Origin of the sequence: Nannocystis sp. (assembly GCF_016714285.1) — a bacterium.
Classification (GTDB): Bacteria; Myxococcota_A; Polyangia; order Nannocystales; family Nannocystaceae; genus Nannocystis.
In genome coordinates this window covers 160,267-181,143 of record NZ_JADJNN010000038.1, presented here as the reverse complement: position 1 = coordinate 181,143, position 20,877 = coordinate 160,267, and the positions used below count along the sequence as shown (strand labels likewise).

Annotated in this window: 16 protein-coding genes; 5 read left to right on the top strand and 11 right to left on the bottom strand. The window is 72.3% G+C overall.

What is annotated here, in order from left to right; genetic code table 11:
- Nucleotides 1–7: 7 nt before the first annotated feature.
- Nucleotides 8–1,015, bottom strand: a complete 1,008-nt coding sequence (locus tag IPJ59_RS34290; RefSeq protein WP_293246615.1) for an AAA family ATPase — start codon at nucleotides 1,013–1,015, stop codon at nucleotides 8–10.
- 294 nt (nucleotides 1,016–1,309) lie between these two features.
- On the opposite strand from IPJ59_RS34290, the gene IPJ59_RS34285 reads away from it, so the two are divergent.
- Together IPJ59_RS34285 and IPJ59_RS34280 are read left to right on the top strand one after the other, a co-directional pair.
- The gene (locus IPJ59_RS34285; protein ID WP_293275479.1) at nucleotides 1,310–1,642 is read left to right on the top strand and encodes a hypothetical protein; all 333 of its coding nucleotides are present in this window, start codon (nucleotides 1,310–1,312) and stop codon (nucleotides 1,640–1,642) included.
- Nucleotides 1,560–2,705: a S1C family serine protease gene (locus IPJ59_RS34280; protein ID WP_293275478.1), complete on the top strand. Its 1,146-nt coding sequence runs from the start codon at nucleotides 1,560–1,562 to the stop codon at nucleotides 2,703–2,705. Before IPJ59_RS34285 ends, IPJ59_RS34280 begins: the two co-directional genes overlap by 83 nt.
- A gap of 96 nt (nucleotides 2,706–2,801) precedes the next feature.
- Here IPJ59_RS34280 and IPJ59_RS34275 read toward each other — a convergent pair whose 3' ends face one another.
- The 9 genes from IPJ59_RS34275 to IPJ59_RS34235 form a co-directional block, all read right to left on the bottom strand.
- A complete protein-coding gene (locus IPJ59_RS34275) occupies nucleotides 2,802–4,163 on the bottom strand; it encodes a cytochrome P450 (protein WP_293275477.1) in 1,362 nt (453 codons plus the stop codon).
- A 65-nt stretch (nucleotides 4,164–4,228) separates the two neighbouring features.
- Entirely contained in the window at nucleotides 4,229–5,602 is a 1,374-nt protein-coding gene (locus IPJ59_RS34270; protein WP_293275476.1) for a sensor histidine kinase, read from the bottom strand.
- A gap of 155 nt (nucleotides 5,603–5,757) precedes the next feature.
- The gene (locus IPJ59_RS34265; protein ID WP_293246600.1) at nucleotides 5,758–7,452 is read right to left on the bottom strand and encodes an amidohydrolase; all 1,695 of its coding nucleotides are present in this window, start codon (nucleotides 7,450–7,452) and stop codon (nucleotides 5,758–5,760) included.
- Entirely contained in the window at nucleotides 7,449–8,408 is a 960-nt protein-coding gene (locus tag IPJ59_RS34260; RefSeq protein ID WP_293275475.1) for a WD40/YVTN/BNR-like repeat-containing protein, read from the bottom strand. The genes IPJ59_RS34265 and IPJ59_RS34260 overlap by 4 nt, the downstream gene beginning before the upstream one ends.
- A gap of 120 nt (nucleotides 8,409–8,528) precedes the next feature.
- Nucleotides 8,529–8,906 carry a hypothetical protein gene (locus IPJ59_RS34255; RefSeq protein WP_293246594.1) on the bottom strand — a complete coding sequence of 126 codons (378 nt, stop codon included), beginning with the start codon at nucleotides 8,904–8,906 and terminating at the stop codon, nucleotides 8,529–8,531.
- A gap of 136 nt (nucleotides 8,907–9,042) precedes the next feature.
- On the bottom strand, nucleotides 9,043–11,328 hold the full coding sequence (locus IPJ59_RS34250) for an ATP-dependent helicase (protein ID WP_293275474.1): 2,286 nt from the start codon (nucleotides 11,326–11,328) through the stop codon (nucleotides 9,043–9,045).
- A gap of 19 nt (nucleotides 11,329–11,347) precedes the next feature.
- Nucleotides 11,348–12,238: a hypothetical protein gene (locus IPJ59_RS34245; protein ID WP_293275473.1), complete on the bottom strand. Its 891-nt coding sequence runs from the start codon at nucleotides 12,236–12,238 to the stop codon at nucleotides 11,348–11,350.
- A gap of 112 nt (nucleotides 12,239–12,350) precedes the next feature.
- A complete protein-coding gene (locus tag IPJ59_RS34240; RefSeq protein WP_293246582.1) occupies nucleotides 12,351–13,745 on the bottom strand; it encodes a sensor histidine kinase in 1,395 nt (464 codons plus the stop codon).
- A 128-nt stretch (nucleotides 13,746–13,873) separates the two neighbouring features.
- Entirely contained in the window at nucleotides 13,874–14,854 is a 981-nt protein-coding gene (locus IPJ59_RS34235; RefSeq protein WP_293275472.1) for a terpene synthase family protein, read from the bottom strand.
- A gap of 321 nt (nucleotides 14,855–15,175) precedes the next feature.
- Here IPJ59_RS34235 and IPJ59_RS34230 point away from each other — a divergent pair, with 321 nt between their 5' ends.
- Together IPJ59_RS34230 and IPJ59_RS34225 are read left to right on the top strand one after the other, a co-directional pair.
- On the top strand, nucleotides 15,176–17,149 hold the full coding sequence (locus tag IPJ59_RS34230) for a hypothetical protein (RefSeq protein ID WP_293275471.1): 1,974 nt from the start codon (nucleotides 15,176–15,178) through the stop codon (nucleotides 17,147–17,149).
- Between the two features lie 62 nt (nucleotides 17,150–17,211).
- Nucleotides 17,212–17,775: an outer membrane lipoprotein carrier protein LolA gene (locus tag IPJ59_RS34225; RefSeq protein WP_293246573.1), complete on the top strand. Its 564-nt coding sequence runs from the start codon at nucleotides 17,212–17,214 to the stop codon at nucleotides 17,773–17,775.
- Here IPJ59_RS34225 and ligA read toward each other — a convergent pair whose 3' ends face one another.
- A complete protein-coding gene (gene ligA / locus IPJ59_RS34220; protein WP_293275470.1) occupies nucleotides 17,776–19,821 on the bottom strand; it encodes an NAD-dependent DNA ligase LigA in 2,046 nt (681 codons plus the stop codon). It abuts the gene before it with no gap.
- Between the two features lie 111 nt (nucleotides 19,822–19,932).
- Here ligA and IPJ59_RS34215 point away from each other — a divergent pair, with 111 nt between their 5' ends.
- The gene (locus IPJ59_RS34215; protein WP_293246569.1) at nucleotides 19,933–20,871 is read left to right on the top strand and encodes a hypothetical protein; all 939 of its coding nucleotides are present in this window, start codon (nucleotides 19,933–19,935) and stop codon (nucleotides 20,869–20,871) included.
- The last annotated feature ends 6 nt before the right edge of the window (nucleotides 20,872–20,877 follow it).

Sequence of the window (20,877 nt, the reverse complement as noted above, 5' to 3'; positions counted from 1 at the left end):
GGCGGGCTCAGGGGACCTGGACGTGCTCCAAGATCTTGCGGACGATGTGCTCGACCGTCTCGCCCTCGGCCTCGGCCTCGTAGCTGAGGATGATGCGGTGGCGGAGGATGTCGGGGGCGACGGCCTTGATGTCCTCGGGGCTGACGTAGCCGCGGTGGCGCATGAAGGCGTGGGCGCGGGCGGCCTGGAACAGGGCGATGCTGGCGCGCGGCGAGGCGCCGAAGTCGATGAAGGGGGTGAGGGTCTCGAGGCCGACGGCGGCGGGGGTGCGGGTCGCGGTGACGACGTCGACGATGTACTTCTGGATCGGCGGCTCGACGATCATGCGGTCGATCGTCTGCTGCACGGCGACCAGATCTTCGGGGCCGATGACGGCCTTCACGTCGGTCGTGCTGCCGTGCGGCGCGGCGCCGACGCGCTGCATGATCAGGAGCTCCTGCTCGGCCGTCGGGTAGGAGACCTTGATCTTGAACATGAAGCGGTCGAGCTGGGCCTCGGGGAGGGTGTAGGTGCCCTCCTGCTCGATCGGGTTCTGGGTGGCGAGGACCAGGAAGGGGCGCGGCAGCGGGTAGCTGGTGTCGCCGATCGTCACCTGGCGCTCGGCCATCGCCTCGAGCAGCGCGCTCTGGACCTTCGCGGGGGCGCGGTTGATCTCGTCGGCGAGCAGGAGGTTGGTGAACACGGGGCCGCGGCGGTTGGTGAAGGTGCCGGACTGGTGGTTGTAGATCACCGTGCCGAGGACGTCCGAGGGCAGCAGGTCCGGCGTGAACTGGACGCGCTTGAAGTCCATCTTCAGGGCGCGCGCGAGGGTGCTGACGGTCAGGGTCTTGGCGAGGCCGGGCGCGCCCTCGAGGAGCACGTGGCCGCCGCACAGGAGGCCCATGAAGACGCGCTCGATCATCTCGTCCTGGCCCACGACCACCTTGTGGACCTCGGTCATGAGGCGTTCGACGAAGGCGCTCTCGCGCTCCACCATGTCGTTGACGACGCGGATATCGTAGGCTCCGATGCTCATGGGCGTTGGCTCTCAGGTCGTGGGGTCGCGCGACGCAGGCGGCCAAGAATGGAGCGGCCCGCGGCGGGCGAGAGTATATGCGCGGCGCTCAGGAACCGTGTCCCGTGCGCCGCTATTCCGTCGCGTCCGAGCTTCATGACCCGGCGCGAAGGTCTCGCAGGCGACGCGGGAGATGTGAGCTGACTCGCCGTCGCGGGTCGCGCGCCCGCGTACGCCTGCCCGGAAGGCCCCTTCCATGGCCACTTGCGGCGCGTTTGACGGGCGCGTGCGGCTGGTCTACAAGGTCTGCCGCCCATGGTTATCTCGCGCCAATTTGAACGGCTCTTCGACCTGCGGACCATCCGCCGCAACATCCGCGCCGGGAACGTGACCAAGGAGAAGTACGACGAGTACCTCCGTTCGCTGCCCGACATGGCCGAGAACATCGCGCCGCTGAGCAGCATGGACGACGACGGCGAGGGCAAGCCGGGCCGCGGCGAGGGGGCCGCGCCGGCGCCTCCGTCGTTCCCGCGTCGCACCGACGTGCCGATCTTGAGCGCGGACGATGACGATGACGTGGACGACGACGACGACGACGACGACGACGACGACGACGCGGACGACGCGGACGACGCGAAGTCGGAGTGAGCGCGGGCTGCAGTTCGCGCTGCGGCCAATGCTGCGGCTTTGGCTGCTGCTGGTCGCGTGTCGGCCCGCCGAGCCGGAGCCGGCCGCGGAGGCGATCGTCGCGGTCGTGCATCAACCGCCGGCGGTGATGCCGGCGCCGGTGGTGCCGGACTTCGCGGAGCTGGCGGCGCGCGTGAATCCGGCGGTGGTCGGCGTGGTGTCGGTGCTGAGCCCGGAGGACAAGGTCGGGCGAAGGCGCCGCGGGGTGGGCAGCGGGATGGTCGTGCGCGCGGATGGTCAGGTGTTGACCAACCACCACGTGATCGCCGACGCGGCGAGCTTCGCTATCGAGTACGCCGACGGCGTGCGGGTGGCGGCGCGGCTGGTCCACGGCGACCCCCGCCTCGACCTCGCGCTGCTGGCCCCGGAGATCGCGGAGACGGAGCGGACGGTGGTGACGCTGAGCGAGCGGCGGCCGCGGACAGGCGAGTGGGTCATGGCGATCGGCAACCCCTTCGGCCTCGGCGACACGGTGACGGTGGGGGTGATCTCCGGCCTCGGCCGCGATCACGAGGACCTCGGTCGCCCCGAGAGCCTCGACCCCGAGGGCGTGTGGAGCTTCATCCAGACTGACGCGTCGATCAACGTCGGCAACTCGGGCGGGCCGCTGGTCGACCTGCGCGGCGAGGTGCTGGGCTTGACGACCGCGGTCCGCAGCGACGGTCAGGGGGTCGCCTTCGCGGTGCCGGCGGCGATGGCTCGCAAGTTCTTGCAGGAGGTGTGGGCGCACGGCCGCTTCCGTCACGCGCGGCTCGGGCTCGAGGTCGGCGAGCTCGACGATCGACCGGCGGTGCGGGTGTTGAAGCTGGCGCCGGCGGGCCCCGCGGCGGCGAGCGGGCTGCGACCCGGCGACGTGATCCTCACCGTCAATGAAGTGCCGGTGCGGCGGGTCTCCGACCTGGCCTACCTCGGCCGCGTCAGCGGCGTGGGTGCGCCACTGACGTTGCAGGTGCAGCGCGGGGAGACGCGGCTGGCGTTGCAGCTGGTGCCCGACGAGGCGCCGCTGGCCGACGACGAGCGCTGAGCGGGCCAGGCAGGCCCGTCGGACTCAATCGGGCCCGATCTGCCGGCGGACGAAGGCGCCAAGGAAATTTAGGGCTTCGGGATGGCCTCCATAAGCCTACCCGCCGGAGCGGTGTTCGACGCGGAGGTGGAGGGGGTCGCGGGCGCGCAGGGTGCCGGCGTGGGGGTCGATGTCGAGTTGTTGGCCGGGGGCGAGGGAGAAGTGGAAGCGCTGGGCCAGGGTGGCGATGAGCAGGACCATCTCCTGGACGGCGAAGTTCATGCCGAGGCAGACGCGGGGACCTGCCCCAAAGGGCAGGTAGGCGCAGGGGTGGCGGGCGTGGGTGGCGGCGGCGGTGAAGCGTTCGGGGTCGAAGCGCTCGGGGTCGGGCCAGAAGTCGGGGTGGCGGTGGACGGCGTAGATCATCGGCATGATGACCGTGTTGGCCGCGAGCGGGACGCCCTCGATCTCGTCGGCGGCGACGGCGAAGCGCGGGTTGACCCACACCGGCGGGTAGAGGCGCAGGCTCTCGTCGAGGACGCGGCGGGTGTGGCCGAGCGCGGGCAGGTCGGCGACGTTCGGGTCGCGGCCGGCGAGCACCTGGGCGAGCTCGGCGTCGAGCTGATCGCGGGCGAAGCGATGCTGGGCGAGCAGGGCCCAGGTCCAGGTCAGGGCCACGGCGGTGGTCTCGTGGCCGGCGAGGAACACGGTGACGAGCTCGTCGCGCAGCTGCTGGTGCGACATGCCGCGGCCGGACTCGGGGTCGGTGGCCTGGAGGAGCAGGTCGAGGAGGTCGCCGCGCTGGCCGAGCTCGCCGCTGTCGGTGCGGGCGCGGATGAGGCCGTGGAGGAATTCGTCGAGCTGGGCGAGGGCGCGGACGAAGCGGCGGTTGGCCGGCGTGGGCACGCGGGGGCTGAGGCGGAGCAGCTGGAGGCCGCGGACGCCGACCCAGTGGAGGGTCTCGGTGATGGCGTCGCTGAGGCGGCTGGCGCCGTCGGCGACGCTCATCGAGAACATGGTGCGGCAGATGACATCCATGGTGAAGCGCATCATCTCGAACTGCATGTCGAAGATGGCGCCGGTGGGGCGGGCCTGGATGCGGGCGACGACCTCGGCGATCGCGGCGAGCATCGCGGGGGCGTAGTTGCGGGTGGCCGCGACGGTGAAGTGCGGCGCCATCATGCGGCGCTGGCTCTGCCAGAGGGTGCCGTCGGCGGTGAAGAGGCCCTGGCCGGTGAGCCAGCGCAGCGACTCGACGCCGAGGCCCTTGATGTAGTTGGTCCGGTGTTTGATGTAGACGTGGCGGAGCGCCTCGGGGTGGGCGAGGGCGAGGCCGGGGACGGGGCCGAAGCGGTAGGCGACGATGTCGCCGTGGCGCCGCCAGTCGCGGAGGTGGGTCAGCAGCAGGCCGCGGCGGCGCAGGTGCAGCAGGGTGCCGAGCACGGGCAAGGGGCGCGGTCCGGGGGCGTGGATCGGCATGTGGGGGTGAGTGTCGCGCGAACCGGCGGCGTCCGTCACGGGCTTGCGCGCCGCGAGCTCGTCGCTCAGCTGCAGGGCAGGCGGAGCGTGAAGCTGCTGCCGCGGCCGGGGGTCGAGGCGACGGAGAGGGAGCCGCCCATCAGCTCGCAGAGGCGGCGTGAGATCGCCAGGCCGAGGCCGCTGCCCTCATAGCGGCGGGTGGTCGTCGGGTCGACCTGGGTGAAGGGCAGGAAGATGACGGCCAGCTTGTCGGCGGGGATGCCGATGCCGGTGTCGCGCACCTCGATCTCGACGCCCCGCTCGTCGTCGCTGCGGCGGGCGGTGATGCGGACCTGGCCGCCGCGGGTGAACTTGATCGCGTTGCTGACCAGGTTGAGGAGGACCTGGCGCACGCGGGTGTGGTCGAGGCCGGCGACGACGAGGCCGGGCGGGACCTCGCTGAGCAGCTCGTCCTCGTTGCGCAGGGCGAGCGGGAGGAAGCCGAGCCGGACCTCGCGGATCATCGCGTCGAGGTCGAAGGCCTCGTGGGCGAGCTCGAGGCGGTCGGCCTCGATGCGGCTGAGATCGAGGACGTCGCTGATGAGGCCGAGCAGGTGCTTGCCGGCGTCGTGGACCCGGCGCAGATCCTCGGCGGTGTCGTCGTCGCCGCGCGCCTCGAGGTGCTCGAGGGCGAGCTCGCTGTAGCCGAGGATGATGTTGAGCGGCGTGCGCAGCTCGTGGCTCATGGTGGCGAGGAAGGCCGACTTGGCGGCGTTGGCGGCGACGGCCTCGGAGGCGAGGTCACGGGCGCGCTGCTCCTCCTGGACGAGGGTCTCGAGGCGATGGGTGGCGGCGGCGATCTGGACGATCGCCTCGCGCTTGGTCGCCTCGGAGAGCACGGCGAAGATGGTGAGGACGACGATGATCGTGATCGCGGTGCTCGCCGCGAGCAGGTCCGGGTTGCGGATGCGCAGGAGGTCGCCGATGAGCTCTTGGGTGTCGCCAGTGAGGTAGATCGTGAGCACGGCGGCGACGCCGAGGCCGGCCCAGACGATGCCGGCGTTGCGGCCGGCGATCATCGTGGTCAGCACGGCGATGACGGCGAACAGCTGGACGAAGGCGGACAGGACCCCGCCGCCCATGTACAGGGCGTACACGGCGCCCGCGAACAGCAGCGCGGCGAGCCAGCTGGTGGCCCAGACCAGGCCGGCGCGGCGCAGCAGCGGTCCGGTGGCGAGCGCGAGGCCGGCGGTGAGCAGGGTGTTGATGCTGCCGATCAGGCGGTCATCGTGGCCGACGAGCACGAAGATCAGGCCGGCGAGCGGGACGCAGAAGCCGGCGATCGTGTAGGCGACGCCGAGCGCCATCATCGAGCGACGACGAGTGTCGAGGTCGCCACGCAGGACCTCCGGGACCCGGCGCTCGAGCGCCGCGATGATGCGCTGCCCAATCACGACCACAGCTCAGATGAGCGTCAGTGGACCATGCTGGGCGGCGGAACACCATCGGTCCCGGCAGGCAGCCGCCAGCGAGCGCGGCGAGGTCGTGGTACGAGCGCGGCGAGGCCCGGGTGACCAAGCCGCAAGCGAGCGCGGCGTGGTGTGGTGACCATCGGTCACTCCCACACGACGCGGCCGGCGATGACCGTCGCCAGGACGGGGGCGTCGCGGATGGCGAGTGGGGCGAGTTCGCGGAGGTCGTCGCGGAAGCAGGTGAGGTCGGCGGCCATGCCGGGGGTGAGGCGGCCGCGCCAATCTTCCTGGCGGGCGGCGAAGGCAGCGCCCGTGGTGAAGCCGGCGACGGCCTGCCACAGGCTGAGGCGCTGGTCGGGGAGCCAGCCGCCGCGGGGTTGGCCGTGGGCGTCCTGGCGGGTGATGGCGGCGTGGAGGCCGTGGGTGGGGTTTGGCAGCTCGACCGGGAAGTCGCTGCCGAGCGCGAGGGGGACCCCCGCGTCGAGAAATCTGCGCCAGGCGTAGGCGCCGGGGAGGCGGGCGCTGCCGATGCGGGCGGGGACCCAGGGCATGTCGCTGGTGGCGTGGGTGGGCTGCATGCTGGCGACGGCGCCGAGCTGGGCGAAGCGGGGGATGTCGGCGAGGTCGACGATCTGCGCGTGCTCGACCCGAAGGCGCGGGTCGGCCTGGCGGGGCAGCGTCGTGAGCGTGTCCAGCAGCTCGCGGATCGCCCGGTCGCCGATCGCGTGGGCGGCGACCTGCCAGCCGCTGCGGGTCGCCAGCTGCACGAGCGAGCGCAGCTGCGCGGGGGTGTGCTGGAGGGCGCCGCGGTGGCCGGGGCGGTCGTCGTAAGGCGCGAGCAGGGCGGCGCCGCGGCTGCCGAGGGCGCCGTCGACGTAGAGCTTGACGCCGACCAGGGTGTAGCGCGGATCGTGACCTGGCCTTTTGGGCAGGTTGAATTGGAGCTGGCGGACGAACCAATCTTCGTCGGCGTAGGCGGTGAGGCGCAGCTGCAGCTCGCCGGCGGCCGCGAGGGCGCGGAGGGTGGCGTCGCCGTCCTGGCTGACGCCCATCTCGTGCACGCCGGTGAGGCCGAGCGGGAGCACGCGGGCCTGGGCCGCGAGGACGCGGCGGCGGAGGGCGTCGCGGTCGGGGCGGGGGACCGGGATGAGGTCCATCGCGGTGTCGACGAGCAGGCCGGTGGGTTCGCGTCCGCGGGGGCCGCCCTGCAGCGGGAGCTCGCCGCCCTGGGGGGCGGTGGTGCTGGCGGTGATGCCGGCGGCGGTGAGGGCGGCGCGGTTGGCCCAGCCGGCGTGGCCGTCGACGCGGCGCAGCCACACCGGGCGGTCGGGGAAGGCGGCGCTCAGGGGGTCGTGGGTGGGCATCGCGGCGCCGGGCCAGAGGTTCTGGTCCCAGCCGCGGCCGAGCACCCAGCCGTCCGGCGGGGCGGAGCGCTGGACGCGGGCGACGACCTCGTCGATCGACGTGGCGCCGCGGAGGTCGACCTCCTCGAGCACGGCGCCGAGGCCGATGAGGTGGGCGTGGGCGTCGGTGAGGCCGGGGACCGCGAGGCCGCCGCCGAGGTCGAGGACGCGGGTGCGTGGGCTGTGCAGGTGGATCAGGTCGCCGGGCTCGCCGATCGCGATGACGCGGCCGTCGCGGGCGGCGAGGGCGGTGACCTCGGGGCGATCGGGGTCCATGGTCCAGATCGTGCCGCCGACGACCAGGAGGTCGGCGAGGCCGGCGGCGTAGGGGCGCCAGCGATCTGTCCCGGAGGGCAGGTCCGAAAGGTCAGGTCGGCAGGCCGCGAACGCGCCGCTGCCGGCGAGCAGGCGGAGCAGCGCGCGGCGGGTGCTCACAGGTGGGGCTCGCCGTGGAGGTCGTCGAGGCCGAGCAGGTCGTGTTCGAGGCCGAGGGCGATCGGCTCCCAGCTGCGGCCCTGGTCGTGGGTCGTGAACATGACGCCGTCGTCGCCGACGGCGTGGCCGTGGGTCTGCGACAGGTGGAGCGCGCGTAGCGAGAGGGCGGGGTCGAGGAGCTCGCTCACCGCGGTGTCGTCCTGGCCGATGCGGACGACTGCGCCGGCCTGGCCGACCGCGAGGACCAGGCTGGCGTCGCTGGCGATGCGGACGGCGTGGAGGTCACGGGTGGTGGCCGGGAGCTCGGCGTGCCAGGTGAGGCCGGCGTCGTCGCTGCGCAGGAGCAGGCCGGACTGGCCGACGGCGACGGCGTGCAGGCCGTCCGGTGTGACGGCGACGCCGGTGAGCAGGCTGCCGTCGCCGCGGTGGACCTCGGTCAGGGTGGTGTCCTCGAGGCGGAAGATCTGCCCGGCGGCGGTGGTCAGCAGCGCGGTGGTGCCGGTCGCGGTGGTCGCGACGGCGCTCCAATCGTGGGCGGCGAAGGCGAGCGGCTCCCAGCTGCGGCTGTCGTCGAGGGAGCGCAGGGCGACGCCGTCGCCGACGATGTAGCCGACGTGGCCCTCGGAGAGCGCGACGGCTCGCAGCTCGGCGGCGCCGCCGATGTCGATGTGCTGCCAGGAGGCGCCGGCGTCGCGGGTGGTGAGCACGACCCCGGCGGCGCCGACGACCACGGCCTGGGCGGCACCGCGGCAGGCGATCGCTCGCAGGTCGTCGCCGAGATCGATCGGGTAGTAGGCGACCTCGCCGGAGGGGTCGAGGCGGACCATCGCGCCGCGCTCACCGACCGCCCAGGCGCCGCCGCTGGTGGTGGTGCTGCTGCTCGTGCCCTTGTCGGGGCCGTCGTTGCAGGCGGTGAGGGCGGCGAAGGCGAGGGCGAGCAGGGCGTGGGGCTTCATGGCGGGCGTTCGGCCAGAGTAGCGAATTGGCGCGTGGCCGAATACGGCGAAGTGGCGGCCGCCCACGACCGAATACGGCTGAATCCGGCCGAATGCGGCAGGGCCGCGGCGCGACGGCCGTCAGCGGCAGACCGAGCCGGGGCCGTCGGCGATGGTCGTGCAGGACTTGCCAGCGGGGCAGCCACCGCTGCCGGAGCCGGGCTTGCAGCGGATGCCGCACTCCTGGAACTTGGGGCCGGCGGGGCCGGCGACGCCGTAGTAGGAGATGCACTCCTCGTCGGCGGCGCAGGTCTTCTCGCCGCAGGCGGGGCCGCCGGGCGGGTTGACGGGCGGCGGGTCCGTGGGTGGTGGGTCGTTGGGGGTGCTGGGGGTGCCAGGGCTGGTGCCAGGGCCGGCGCCGCCGGTGACGCCGGAGCCGGAGCCGGGCGGCGGTGCGCCCTTGTCACAGGCGAGGGCCAGGAGGGAGGCGAACAGGGCCGGGACGAGGAGGCGATGCATGGCGCGGGCACGGTAACACAGGCGCCTGCGTCGGCCAGCATCAGCGACGCGGACATTGCCGGCGACACGGACAATGCGGGCGACGCGGACGTGGTGCGGGCGACGTGGACGCGGTGCGTGGCGAGGGTCGCGGCGATCACAGCGGCTCGCAGAAGCGCGCGAGGATCGTCATCACCTTGCCCGAGAAGCGCAGCTGCAGCTTGAGGTCGGCGCCGTGGCCGTCCCAGCCGACCAGCTCGCCGGCGCCGAATTTCTGGTGGCGAAAGTGCATGCCGATGAACAGCGGGACGCCGTCGTCGTGGGCGGCGGGGCGGCGGCGCTGCGGGGTGCCGCGTTGCGGCTGCTGGGGATATTGCGGGGAGGCGGCGACGCGGCGCGACGGGGTCGTCTCACGCTCCTCGCCGAGGTCGTAGACGATGTCGCTGTTCCACGTGGGCTCGGGCGGAGGGGCGTGGCTCAGCCCGGAAGTGGGGCGTCGGCCACCGCGGTCGCTGGCGGTGGCCGGGAGGTCGCGGAGGAAGCGGGACGGGTCGTTGACCTGGGTCTGGCCGTAGAGGGTGCGGCGAGCGGCGTGGGTGATGAGGAGGTCGCGGCGGGCGCGGGTCACGGCGACGTAGGCGAGGCGGCGCTCCTCCTCCATCTGCGCGGGGTCCTGCAGCGAGCGGCCGTGGGGGAACACGCCCTCCTCCATGCCGGTGAGGATGACGCGGGTGAACTCGAGGCCCTTGGCGCTGTGGATCGTCATCAGGCGGACGCTGCGGGCCTGGTCGTGCTTGTCGTCGCTGTCGCTGGCGAGGCTGACCTGCTCGAGGTAGTCGGCGAGGGTCTGCTCGGGGTTGTCCTCGGAGAACTCGGCGAGGGCGCCGACGAATTCCTGCAGGTTCTCGAGCCGAGTCTGGGACTCCTCGGTCTGTTCGGTGGCGAGGGCGATGCGGTAGCCGCTCTCGTCGAGCACGGCGGTGGCGAGCTCCCCGAGCGGGGCCCCGGCGGCGTGGATCACGGCGAGGCGCTGCATGAGCTCGGCGAAGCCGGAGAGGCGGGAGCAGGCGGCGCGCGAGAGGCCGGTCTGGTCGAGCTCGGCGAGCGCGGCCATCAGCGAGATGCCGCGCTCCAGGGCGTGGCCCTTGAGCTGACCGACGGTGGTGTCGCCGATCTTGCGGGCGGGGACGTTGACGATGCGCTCGAAGTCGACGTCGCTGCCGGGGTTGGTGAGCAGGCGGAGATAGGCGAGCAGGTCGCGGATCTCCTTGCGCTCGAAGAAGCTGAGGCCGCCGTAGACGGCGTAGCGGATCGCGTTGCTGGTGAGCGCCTCCTCGATCACGCGCGACTGGGCGTGGGTGCGGTAGAAGACGGCGATCTCGTGCGGCGGGATGTCCTCGGCGATGCCGTCGAGGACCTGCTCGACGACGACGCGGGCCTCGTGGTGCTCGTCCTGCAGCTGGCGCACCTTGACGAGCGCGCCGTCGCCGAGCTCGCTCCACAGGGTCTTGCCGAGGCGGCCGCTGTTGCGGCGGATGATCGCGTCGGCGCAGGTGAGGATGTGGCCGGTGCTGCGGTAATTCTGCTCGAGGCGGATGAGCTTGCAGCCGGGGTGGTGCTGCGGGAACTCGAGGATCTGGGCCACGTCGGCGCCGCGCCAGCCGTAGATGGCCTGGTCGTCGTCGCCGACCACCACCAGCTCGGCGCGCTCGGAGAGCAGCTCGATCAGGCGGGCCTGCACGGGGTTGGTGTCCTGGTACTCGTCGACGACGACGTGGAGGAAGCGGCGCTTGAGGCCGATCGCGGGGTCGAGGTCGGCCAGCTGGGCGCCAGGGGCCCCCTGCCCCGCTTGCGCGAGCAGCTCGACGGCGAGGACGATGAGGTCGCCGAAGTCGGCCGCGTCGGCGGCGCGGACCAGCTGCTGGTAGCGCAGGCCGGCCTTCTTGCTGAGCGAGCCGACGGGTTCGTCGAGGCCGAGCTGCTCGAGGCGGGCGATCGGGAGGCCGCGGTTCTTGGCGCGGTCGAGGTGGGTGAGGACGGCGCGCGGCGAGAGCTGGCGGTCGTCGATGTTGAGCTCCTTGAGGACGCGCTTCATGATGCGCGTCTGGTCGTCGGTGTCGTAGATGACGAAGTTGCGGGACAGGCCGACGGCCTCGCCGTAGCGGCGGAGGATGCGGGCGCAGATCGAGTGGAAGGTGCCGACCCACAGGCGGTCGGCCTCGGGGACGGCGCTGCACATCTGATGGATGCGCTCGCGCATCTCGCCGGCGGCCTTGTTGGTGAAGGTGACGGCGAGGATCCGCCAGGCGGGCACGCCCTGCTCGAGCAGCGCGGCGACGCGGTGGGTGATCACCCGCGTCTTGCCGGTGCCCGCGCCGGCGAGGACCAGCAACGGCGAGCCGCGGTGCTCGACGGCCGCCTGTTGTTCGGGGTTGAGCTGCACGCGCGGAGTGTGCCGCGGCTCACTTGCCGGGCGCCAGCGCGAAGGCGATGTCGCGGGTCCGGAGCTCGACGCGCAGGTCGCGACGGCGAGGGTCATTGCTGTCGCTGGCGGCGAGGTCGTCGATGCGGACCGGACGCACGCCGTGGAGCGCCACGGTGAAGCCGACGGCGGGGCTGCCGAGCACGAGCGTGGCGGTGCGGCCGTTGCTCTTGCCGGCCTCGCAGGCCTCGAGCCAGCGGCGAAAGCCCTGGCCCTTGGGCTCGGGGAGGGTGAGGACGAGGGGGCTCGTGTAGATCCCCTGGGCCTCGCGCTCGAGCAGGACGGCGTGCTCGCCGGGGACGCGGCGGACCTTCTGGCGGACCACCAAACCCTCGATGCGCTTGATGTGGCAGCACAGCTCCTCGAGGCCGTCGATCTCGAGCTTGGGCATCGCGACCGGGAGCGGGCGGCGGGTCTCGACGACGGCGGGCGCGAGCTGCGGGCCGAGCTGCTCGCCGCGCTGGGACAGGCGCGGGCTGAACTTGAGCGACAGCTTGGCGGCCTCGCTGGCGGAGACGTCGACGGCGGTGGTGGCGAACTCGGTGACGACGCCGCCGAGCCAGCGCAGGCGGCTGAGCTCGCGGTCGCTGTCGTCGGCGAGGACCAACAGGCCGTCGCTGGCCTCGGGCTGGGGGGCGAAGGATCGCAGGACCCACTGGAAGAAGGCCCGCGGCATGGCGGGCCAGCAGCGGAGCGCCAGCTCCTCGTAGCGGCCGGTGGGGGAGCCGAGCTCGCCGCCGGCGGTGGCCCCCGAGAGGTCGGTGAGCCAGCCGCAGGGGCGACCGTCGAGCTCGAGGGCGTACTTGTTGGAGCTTCGCCCGCGCTTCCCGGGCGCGATCAAGAGCAGCGGGTCTGCGGGGAGGGCGAACACGGCGAGCGGATGGATGCCCCGCGGGGGCGGCGGCCTTCCGGCTTTTTTAACTTGGCTCGCAACGCGACGTTTACGGGGTATTGGCTCCACCGCCCGGGGTACGGAGGCTGGCTCAGTACCCGCGGGGGAAGGTGTCGCCGGCGGCGGTGGGCTCGCTCATCGAGTCCTCGGGGCGGACGGCGTGGGCGGGGATGCGGGCGGTGAAGGTGGAGCCCTTGCCGGGGGTGCTCTCGACGGTGATGTCGCCGCCCATCATGCGGCACAGGCGGCGGCTGATGGCGAGGCCGAGGCCGGTGCCCTCGTACTTGCGCATGCTCTCGAGGTCGCCGCGGGTGAACGGCTGGAACAGCTCGCGGACGACCTCGGGGGTCATGCCGATGCCGGTGTCGGTGACCTTGAAGACGATCCACTCGGCGTCGGCGGTGTGCTCGCGGCTGACGGCCAGGCGGACCACGCCGCCCTCGGTGAACTTGCAGGCGTTGTTGAGCAGGTTGACGAGCGCCTGGCGCAGGCGGGTCTTGTCGGCGCTGAAGTTGCCGAGCGAACCGTCGCGGAGGTAGGTGACCTCGAGGCGATTGCGGGTCTTGTCGGCGGCCGGACGGATCCACGCGGCGACGTCCTCGACCAGGTCGCTGATGGCGAAGGTCTCCCAGAACATGTCGACGCGACCGGCCTCGATCTTGGAGAGGTCGAGGACGTCGCTGACGATGTTGAGCAGGTACTTGCCGGCGCCGCGGATCTTCTCGAGGTCGACGCTGGCCTCGAGGACGCCGGACTCCTCGAGCTCCTCGCGGATGAGCTCGCTGTAGCCGATGATCGCGTTGAGCGGGGTGCGCAGCTCGTGGCTCATGTTGGCGAGGAACAGGCTCTTGGCCTGGTTGGCGTGCACGGCCTCGTCGCGGGCGCGGTTCAGCTGGTCGTTGACCCGCTGCAGCTCGGCGTTGGACAGGGTGAGGCGCTGCTCGGCGCGGCCGGAGGCGAGGTAGAACAGGCGCAGCGGCAGCAGGGTGAGCAGGAAGGTGGTGAGCACCACGGTGAGGTAGATCGAGCGCTGGATGGCGGGGTCGACCGAGCTCGGCGGGACCAGCTGGTACTGGCTGAGCTCGAGGCCGAGGTAGGTGAGCACGATGAAGGCGCTGCAGGCCCACAGCTGGCGGCGCTCGCCGGGCTCGAAGCAGATCAGCGGGAAGCCGACGATCGGGAACAGGACCAGCTGGATGCCCGAGTCACGCCCGAACAGCGAGGCGAACACGGCCAGGCAGACGCCGCAGCTGACCACCAGGCCGATGCGGGCGAGGTTGTACCAGCCGAGGCGGTTGCAGGTCATGCCGCCGAGGAAGCCGAGGGCGAAGGGCAGCGCGAGCAGGCTCTCGCGCATCTGGCCGAGCGCGGCCCAGATGACCGCGTAGAGCAAGGCGAAGCCGAGGACCATCAGGTAGACCTGGTTGGTCAGCATGATGCGGGCGGCCAGGCTGGGCGTGCCCGCGTAGGGCACGCCCCAGAGCATGGCGTCCCTCAGTCGTTGCAGCGGAGAGGTCATGAGGCGGACGGCGGCGCCACAGCGTAGATGTGCGCATATCGGCCCATGGCGATCAAGTGGCCAATCAGGGCGCCGATCAGGGCGCAGGCGCGCGCTCAGACCTCTGCGGCGTGGCCGCACATGCTCAGGCAGCCCTTGTAGCGGGGCGTCTCCCACGACCAGGCGGTGTTTCCGCGCACCCACGAACGGAGACCAGCGACATAGATCCGGATGGCGCCGGCCATCTCGAGGCCGAATTCGTGGCGGAAGTCGGGGAGGCGGGCGGCCGACCACTCGAAGGCCTGGAGCTCGGCGTCGTGCATCGCCACGGCCCGCTCGAGGGCCTCGGGGAGGGTGAGGCCGAGCTCCTGGCGGAGCACGAACACGAGGTTGTGGCTGTTGTGCTCGAGCAGCTCCTTGTTGACGGAGAAGATGTCGTTGGCCCAGCACACGCAGTTGCCGGCCATCTGTTGCAGGGTGACGATCGCCGAGTGTTCGCGGACGGCGGGGTCGAGGTGGAGGTGCTCGCCGAGCTCGATGCAGTCGTAGACGGTGTCCATCGCGCCGGTGTAGCCGCGCATCTTGACGTAGGCGCCGAGCGGCGGGGTGACGCCGTGGGCCCGGTTGCGGGCCTCCCAGCGGGTGGCTTGCAGGTAGCGGTCGACGCTGACGACGAAGCGGGCGAGCCAGCCCGGGTTGGTCCACGCGATCATGCGCTTGCGGAGATCGGCGAGCATGTGCAGCAGGGAGGCGTCGCCGATCACAGGACGTCGCTGGCCGCGGAGCACCGCGAGCACGCCCTCGTGCAGCGAGATCAGGCTGGCCTCGTCGGCGTCGTTATCGTCGCAATAAAAATCGTCGTGGAGAAACAGCCAGGTGATCCAGTTGCAGATGAGCGCGAGCTCCTCGGCGCCGACCCGCGGGTACGTGAATGCGGCGAGCCGGGAGAAGCGGGTGCGCTGCAGGCGATGCAGCATGTCGCCGTCGACCGCCATCCCGGGGCTGTGGCGCTGGACCCACGCGACGTTGTGGCGCTCGGCCGCGTTGTGATGCGGATTGACTGCCTCGCTGGCCGGGGGATGGATGTGAAAGGACATCGAGCCTTGGGCCTCCTTGCGCCCGTAACCGCTATCCGCCAATCCATACCCACGTCGCCACGCCGACGCAAGCGATCCGCGAGGAGCTCCATCGGTGGCTTTGGTGGGTTAGTCGCGTGATGCATGTGGTATCGTCCGCGGGCCTTGTCGGCCGCGCCTCGCACGACCTTCACCTCGCTCGCACGGCTGGCACCGCTGGCATGGTTCGTCGTGATGGCCGCGTTGGCGGGTCTGTTGTGGCTCGGTGGTGGCAGCGATGGTCGTGCTGGGTTGATACCGGCGGACCATCGTCCGCCTGGGGGCAGGCATGTGCGGCTGACCTTGCGGGCCGCCGATGCCGAGGCCGCCTGGTCGCAGCTCGTCGATCAGCTCGGGCCGCGGCTGCCCGGACATCGCCCGCTGGCGGCCCCGCCGACCGAGGCCAGCGCGTGGCTCGACGCGAATCTGCTGTATTTGCACGGGGCGCCCACCGCCGCGGCGCTGGCACAGCGGCTCGAGCCGGCGGCCCTGCGGGCCACGGTGGCCGGGCTGCGGGCGCGACTGGCGAGCCCGCTGTTCGCGGTCGGTGAGGCTGACCCGCGGCATGACCCGCTCGGGTTACGGCCCGGCGGCGCGGGCCGTGAGGCGGGCCCGGTCGTCACTGCCAGCGGCGATCTTTTGTCCGCGGACGGACGGACCTTGTTGCTTTATCTGCGGACAGAAATGCCAGCAGTGCGCCTGCATGCGTGGATCTCCGCGCAGCTGGCTGCACGCTTCGGCGTCGACTCCGGCATTGACGTCATTGTATTGCCAATTACACCGACTACACATGGCGGGGCACAGTCGAAGAAAGCCGCGGTAGATCTCCTCGCCGCGGGTCTCGCTGCCTTGACGCTGGTGCTCGCGCTTGGGCTGCGACGCGTGCGAGCTGCGGCGGCGATCGTGATCGCGATTGGGGTCGGATTACCTCTGGTGCTGCTGTTTGCAGGTGGGGTCGATTCCCTGGGCGCGCCGCTGCTGCTGGCGATCGTCGCGGCGGCCGTCATTCTCGCCGTGCCGGTCGGCGGCGGCGGTCTGGCGTCGGCGCTGCGGGGGTCTGCCGCACTGCTGCCGCTGCTGCTGCTGCCCTACCCCGCGTGGCAGCGCTGGGCGCTGGCGTGGGCGCTCGGGCTGCTCGCGCTGGTGCTCGCGGCGCGGCGGGTGGCGCCAGCGCTACTGCGGCTCTGCGCGGGCCGGGAGCCGGCGCCGCGGCTGCGCGAGCCGGGACCTCCGTGGCCGCGAGCGGCGGCGCTGGCGGTGTGCTCGGCCCTGCTGGCCGGAGGAACATGGTCGATCGGACATGTCTCCGGGGACATCCTCCTCGAGGACGCGGCCGACCTCGCGCTGGCCGAGGAGTTCTTCGCGCCGGGGCGCCTGGCCGAGCTGCGCAGCGAGGGTCGTGATGACATCGAGGCCCTGACGGCGGCGGCGACCGACGCGGGCGTGCTGGAGGCGCTGGGGCCCGCGGTGCTGCCGTGGGTCGACGCGCCGGGGGCCCTCGTGCGCGGCGAGGCGGCCTGCGCGGCGCGCCACGCCGAGCTCGCGCCGCTCGACCTGGCGGGGCGGGTCGAGCTGCTGCGCGACCTGCTCGCGGGCCAGGGCCTGCGCGCGGACGCCTTCAGCGAGGCGCTGCGGGCCCTCGATCCCGAACGTCAACCGACCCCCGAGGCGGCGCTGGGCGGACCGCTGGCGGCGTGGTTCGCGGCTGCGCTCGAGCACGGCGAGCACGGCGTGGCGGCGATCTCCCGCGTGCAGCTGGCCACGGGGCTGGCGGAGGAGCAAGCGCTGCCGGCGGGGCTGCGCGGACCGGCGGTGTTCGCCCACGAGGAGCAGCGATCACGGCGCGCCCGCCTCGGCGTGGCGCTCGCGGTCGGAGCCTGGCTGTCGGCGTTCCTCACCTGGCTGGCGACGCGGCGCCTGGCGACCGCGATCACGGCGGCGCTGATCGGGCTGGCGACGCAGGCAGGGGCGCTGATGGTCGCGCTGGCGGCCGGCTTCACCACCCTGGCGCTGCTGCTGCCGCCGCTGCTGATCGTCGGGGCGATGGCGGCCGACGCGGCCGCTCGCGCGGATCGACCTGTCCCTGCGGACAGCCGGCCGGGGCTCGCGCTGGCGTGCGCGCTGGCCCCCGCGCTGGTGCTGCTCGCCAGCAACGAGCCGGCGTGGCGCGGCTGCGGGCTGGTGCTCGGCTGCGGCGCGGTGCTCGGCGCCACCCTGGCCGCCCGCGCCGCGCCGGGCCTGGTCGCGCTGCTCCGCCGCGGCGAGGAGGGCGGCTGATGCGACGAGCCGGATGGTGCCTGGCCTTTGTGACATGTCTTCCGGGCCATGTGCTTGGGAGCATGTCTGAAGCGGCAGCTGTCGCCGACGGCCTGGCGGAGCTGCCGCGCGCAGTGCAGCGCCGGCTCGAGCTGTGGCAGAAGCCCGCGGGCGGGCAGCTGCGCGCGCGCTACCGGCTCACGCGGCAGTCGTCGCTGCTGTACGAGCCGCTGGTGGTGCAGGGCGAGCTCGTGTTCACGGCGCCGAGCCGGCTCGAGCTGCGCGACGACGAGGCCAGCGGGGCGATCACGACGATCGCCGGAGATGCGCTGACGATCGCCGCCAGGGACCCGCAGCTGGCGAGGGCCGGGCCAGCGCCCGACAGCCCGGCCCGGCGCTGGTTGCAGGGTCACCTGCTCGCGCTGCTCGGCGCCGACGACGTGGTGGCGCTGCGCCACGCCACGCGGCTGCGGATCGTCCGCGGCGGCGCGCTCGAGCTCTGCCCGACGCCCGGGCACCCGGCGCGGCAGGTGATCCGCGAGCTGCGGCTGTCGCTCGACCCGGCGAGCGGCGAGGTGACCGAGCTCGTGCTGGTCGAGGCCAGCGGCGACGTGGTGACGCTGACGCTCAGCGAGCACCGTCGCTGACTACTCGACGCCGCCGCTGAGCGCGAGGAACTCGGCCTCGCTGAGCACCTGCAGCGGCGCGCCGGCGGCGATCAGCTGCTCGGCCTTGGTCTGCTTGCTGGACTTGGCGCCCTTGCCGGCGCCGACCACCAGGTAGCTGAGGGTCTTGCTGACGCCGCTCGGGGTCTCGCCGCCGAGGGCGAGCACGCGGGCCTGGGCCTGCTCGCGGGTGAAGCCCTCGAGGGTGCCGGTGAACACGAAGCTCTTGCCCAGCAGCGCCCCGCCGGCGACGGGGGCCGCCCTCTCGCCGGGGAGCACGCGGACGCCGTGGCGCAGCAGCGCCTCGATGAGCTCGCTGCGGGCGGCGATGCCGTCGACGATCGCGTCGGCGATCGCGTCCTTGATGCCCTTGATCGCCATGAGGTCGTCGCGGGTCAGCTTGCGGATGCGGGCCAGATCGAGGAACTCGCCGGCCAGGAGGGTGGCGTTCTGCTTGCCGAGGTGCGGGGCGCCGAGCGCCTGCAGGAACACCGCCAGCGGCAGCTCGCGGTGCGACTCGACCTGGTCGATGAGGTTCTGCGCGGACTTCTCGCCCATGCGCTCGAGCTCGGCGAGGTCCTCGGCGCGCAGGCTGTAGTAGTCGGCCGGCGTGGTGAGCAGGCCGGCATCGACGGCCGCGGCGATCACCTTGGGCCCGAAGCCCTGGATGTCGACCGCCTTGGCGAAGTGCTCGAGCTCGCCGAGCCGGGCCTGCACGCACTGCTTGGGCTGGCTGCAGAACAGGAACTCGCCCTCGCGCTTCTTCCTCCGCTCCACCGGGCTGCCGCAGGCGGGGCAGTGGGTCGGGAGGGTGAAGGGGCGGGCGTGCGGGCCGGCCTCGACGACGCGCTCGACGTTGGGGATGACGCCGCCGCGGCGGGTGACCTCGACGCGGCACTCCTGGGACAGGCCGAGGGCCTCGAAGATGTTCAGGTTGTGCAGGCTGGCGCGGCCGATCATCGCGCCGCTGAGCAGGGCCGGCTCGAGGATCGCCACCGGGGTGATCACGCCGGTGCGGCTCACCGACCACAGCACGTCCAGGAGGCCGGTGTGGCCGCTGTCGCCCTGGAACTTGTAGGCGATCGCGTAGCGTGGGTGGTGGCCGGTGAGGCCGAGGCGGGCCTGCTCCTTGACCGAGGAGGCGCGGTAGACGACGCCGTCGATCTCGTAGTCGAGGCCGGCGCGGGCCCTTGCGAAGCGCTCGTACGCGGCCTGCAGCTGCTCGCGCGGGACGAACTCGTGGTCGATCTCGGCGAAGCCGAGCTGCTTGAGCAGGGCGAACTTCTCGCGCTCGTCGGCGAAGTCGGGGCCGATCACGTCGTAGGGGAAGAAGCTCAGGTGGGCGGCGCGGCTCTTGCTGCGGTCCTTCTGCTTGATCGAGCCGGCGGCCAGGTTGCGCGGGTTGGAGAAGTCAGCCTTGAAGTGGGCGAACTCGCTGAGCTTCATGTACAGCTCGCCGCGGATCTCGAGCTCGCCGCTGGTCGTGAGCGTGGCGGGGATCGCCTTGATCTCGAGCGCGTTGGCGGTGATGTCCTCGCCCTCGGTGCCCGAGCCGCGGGTCGCCGCGAGCACCAGCTTGCCCTTGCGGTCGTATCGCAGGCTGCAGGCCAGGCCGTCCATCTTGGGCATCACGACGATCTCGCCGGTGAACTTGCTGGCCCAGGCGTGCAGGTCGGCCTCGTTGTAACACTTGTCGAGCGAGAGCATCGGCCGCTTGTGGATCACGCCGGCGCCGAAGCGCTCGCCGGGCGGCAGCAGCACCGCCTCGTCGGCCGCGAGCACCGGCTCGGATGAGGGCGAGGGGCCCATCGACTGCAGCAGCGCGGCGTCCGGTCGCTGACGACGCAGGCGCTCGACGAGCTGATCGTAGAGCGCGTCGGGCAGGGTCGGCGCGTGCTTGTCCCAGTACTCGACGTTGCCGCGGCGGATCAGGGCCTCGAGCTCGTCGGCGGTGAACTTCGGCAGGCCCGCCTGCACGGCGGCGGCGTCGAGGGCGAGGAGGTCAGCTTCGCTGCGGCTCGTGGTCATGCGCGCGCGATGATAGACTAAAGGCGGTCTGGAGGCCGCAGCGGGCCACTGGCCAGCGGCGCGAAATCGCCCGCAGTTTGGTTTGTCGCTCCGCTCGTGCTAACCGTCGGCATGCCGTCGCTCGAACACGCCGCTCTGGTGGAGATGTTTCGCAGCAACCCGCGGCTGGTGCCTTACCTGCTGCGACGAGTGTTCGCCGTGCCGGTGCCGGACGAGCCGACGATCACCGTCGCCGAGGCGGCCCTCGATCAGCTGACGCCGATCGAGTTCCGGGCCGACCTCGTGGTCGAGCTCGGCGACGCCGCGAGCGACCGACCGCGGCTCAGCGCGATCCTCGAGGTGCAGCTCGGCGTCGACGAGGACAAGCGCTTCAGCTGGCCCGCATACCTGATCGTCGGTCGCTCGCGTCGCCGCTGCGAGACCTGCATCATCGTGCTCGCGCCGGACCCGGCGGTGGCCGCGTGGGCGCGCCAGCCGATCCGCATCGGGCCCGGCAATCAGCTGTGCGTGCACGTGCTCGGACCGGCGGAGATCCCGATCGTCGACGACGCGGCGGCCCTGGCCGCGTACCCGGAGCTCGCCGTGCTCGCGGCCATCGCCCACGGCAACGAACCTGAGCGCGGCCTGCCGGTGCTCAGGCAGGCGATCGCGGCTCTGGACGCGCTCGACAACAAGGACGCCGAGATCTATCTTCATCTCATCTACAAGGCGCTGGGCGAGCCCATGCGCGCTGCTCTGAGGGACCTACGCATGCTCCGCGAACAATTTCCTGACGTGACGCTCGAGCTTCCAGGCTTCGTGTACGAGCTGATCGAGGGCGGCGAGGCCCGCGGCGAGGCCCGTGGCGAGGCCCGCGGCGAGGCCCGCGGCGCGGTGAGAGGCGAGCTGCACGGCCGGGCCGTCGTGCTCCTCAAGATCCTCGACCACGGCGGCGTCGCGCTCACGCCGGAGCAGCGGGCGCGCATCGAAGGCTGCGACAGCCAGGCCCAGCTCGACCTGTGGGTCGAGCGGGCCTTCTCTGCGAAGACGGCCGCCGATCTGTTCGGCTGAGCGCGT

What these genes read in the sequence shown, in the direction of transcription:
- IPJ59_RS34280 (WP_293275478.1), top strand. Translation starts at nt 1,560, where the DNA reads ATGACGATGACGTGGACGACGACGACGACGACGACGACGACGACGACG.
- IPJ59_RS34285 (WP_293275479.1), top strand. Translation starts at nt 1,310, where the DNA reads ATGGTTATCTCGCGCCAATTTGAACGGCTCTTCGACCTGCGGACCATC.
- IPJ59_RS34225 (WP_293246573.1), top strand. Translation starts at nt 17,212, where the DNA reads ATGTCTGAAGCGGCAGCTGTCGCCGACGGCCTGGCGGAGCTGCCGCGC.
- IPJ59_RS34240 (WP_293246582.1), bottom strand. Translation starts at nt 13,745, where the DNA reads ATGCTCTGGGGCGTGCCCTACGCGGGCACGCCCAGCCTGGCCGCCCGC.
- IPJ59_RS34260 (WP_293275475.1), bottom strand. Translation starts at nt 8,408, where the DNA reads ATGAAGCCCCACGCCCTGCTCGCCCTCGCCTTCGCCGCCCTCACCGCC.
- IPJ59_RS34290 (WP_293246615.1), bottom strand. Translation starts at nt 1,015, where the DNA reads ATGAGCATCGGAGCCTACGATATCCGCGTCGTCAACGACATGGTGGAG.
- ligA (WP_293275470.1), bottom strand. Translation starts at nt 19,821, where the DNA reads ATGACCACGAGCCGCAGCGAAGCTGACCTCCTCGCCCTCGACGCCGCC.
- IPJ59_RS34275 (WP_293275477.1), bottom strand. Translation starts at nt 4,163, where the DNA reads ATGCCGATCCACGCCCCCGGACCGCGCCCCTTGCCCGTGCTCGGCACC.
- IPJ59_RS34235 (WP_293275472.1), bottom strand. Translation starts at nt 14,854, where the DNA reads ATGTCCTTTCACATCCATCCCCCGGCCAGCGAGGCAGTCAATCCGCAT.
- IPJ59_RS34255 (WP_293246594.1), bottom strand. Translation starts at nt 8,906, where the DNA reads ATGCATCGCCTCCTCGTCCCGGCCCTGTTCGCCTCCCTCCTGGCCCTC.
- IPJ59_RS34215 (WP_293246569.1), top strand. Translation starts at nt 19,933, where the DNA reads ATGCCGTCGCTCGAACACGCCGCTCTGGTGGAGATGTTTCGCAGCAAC.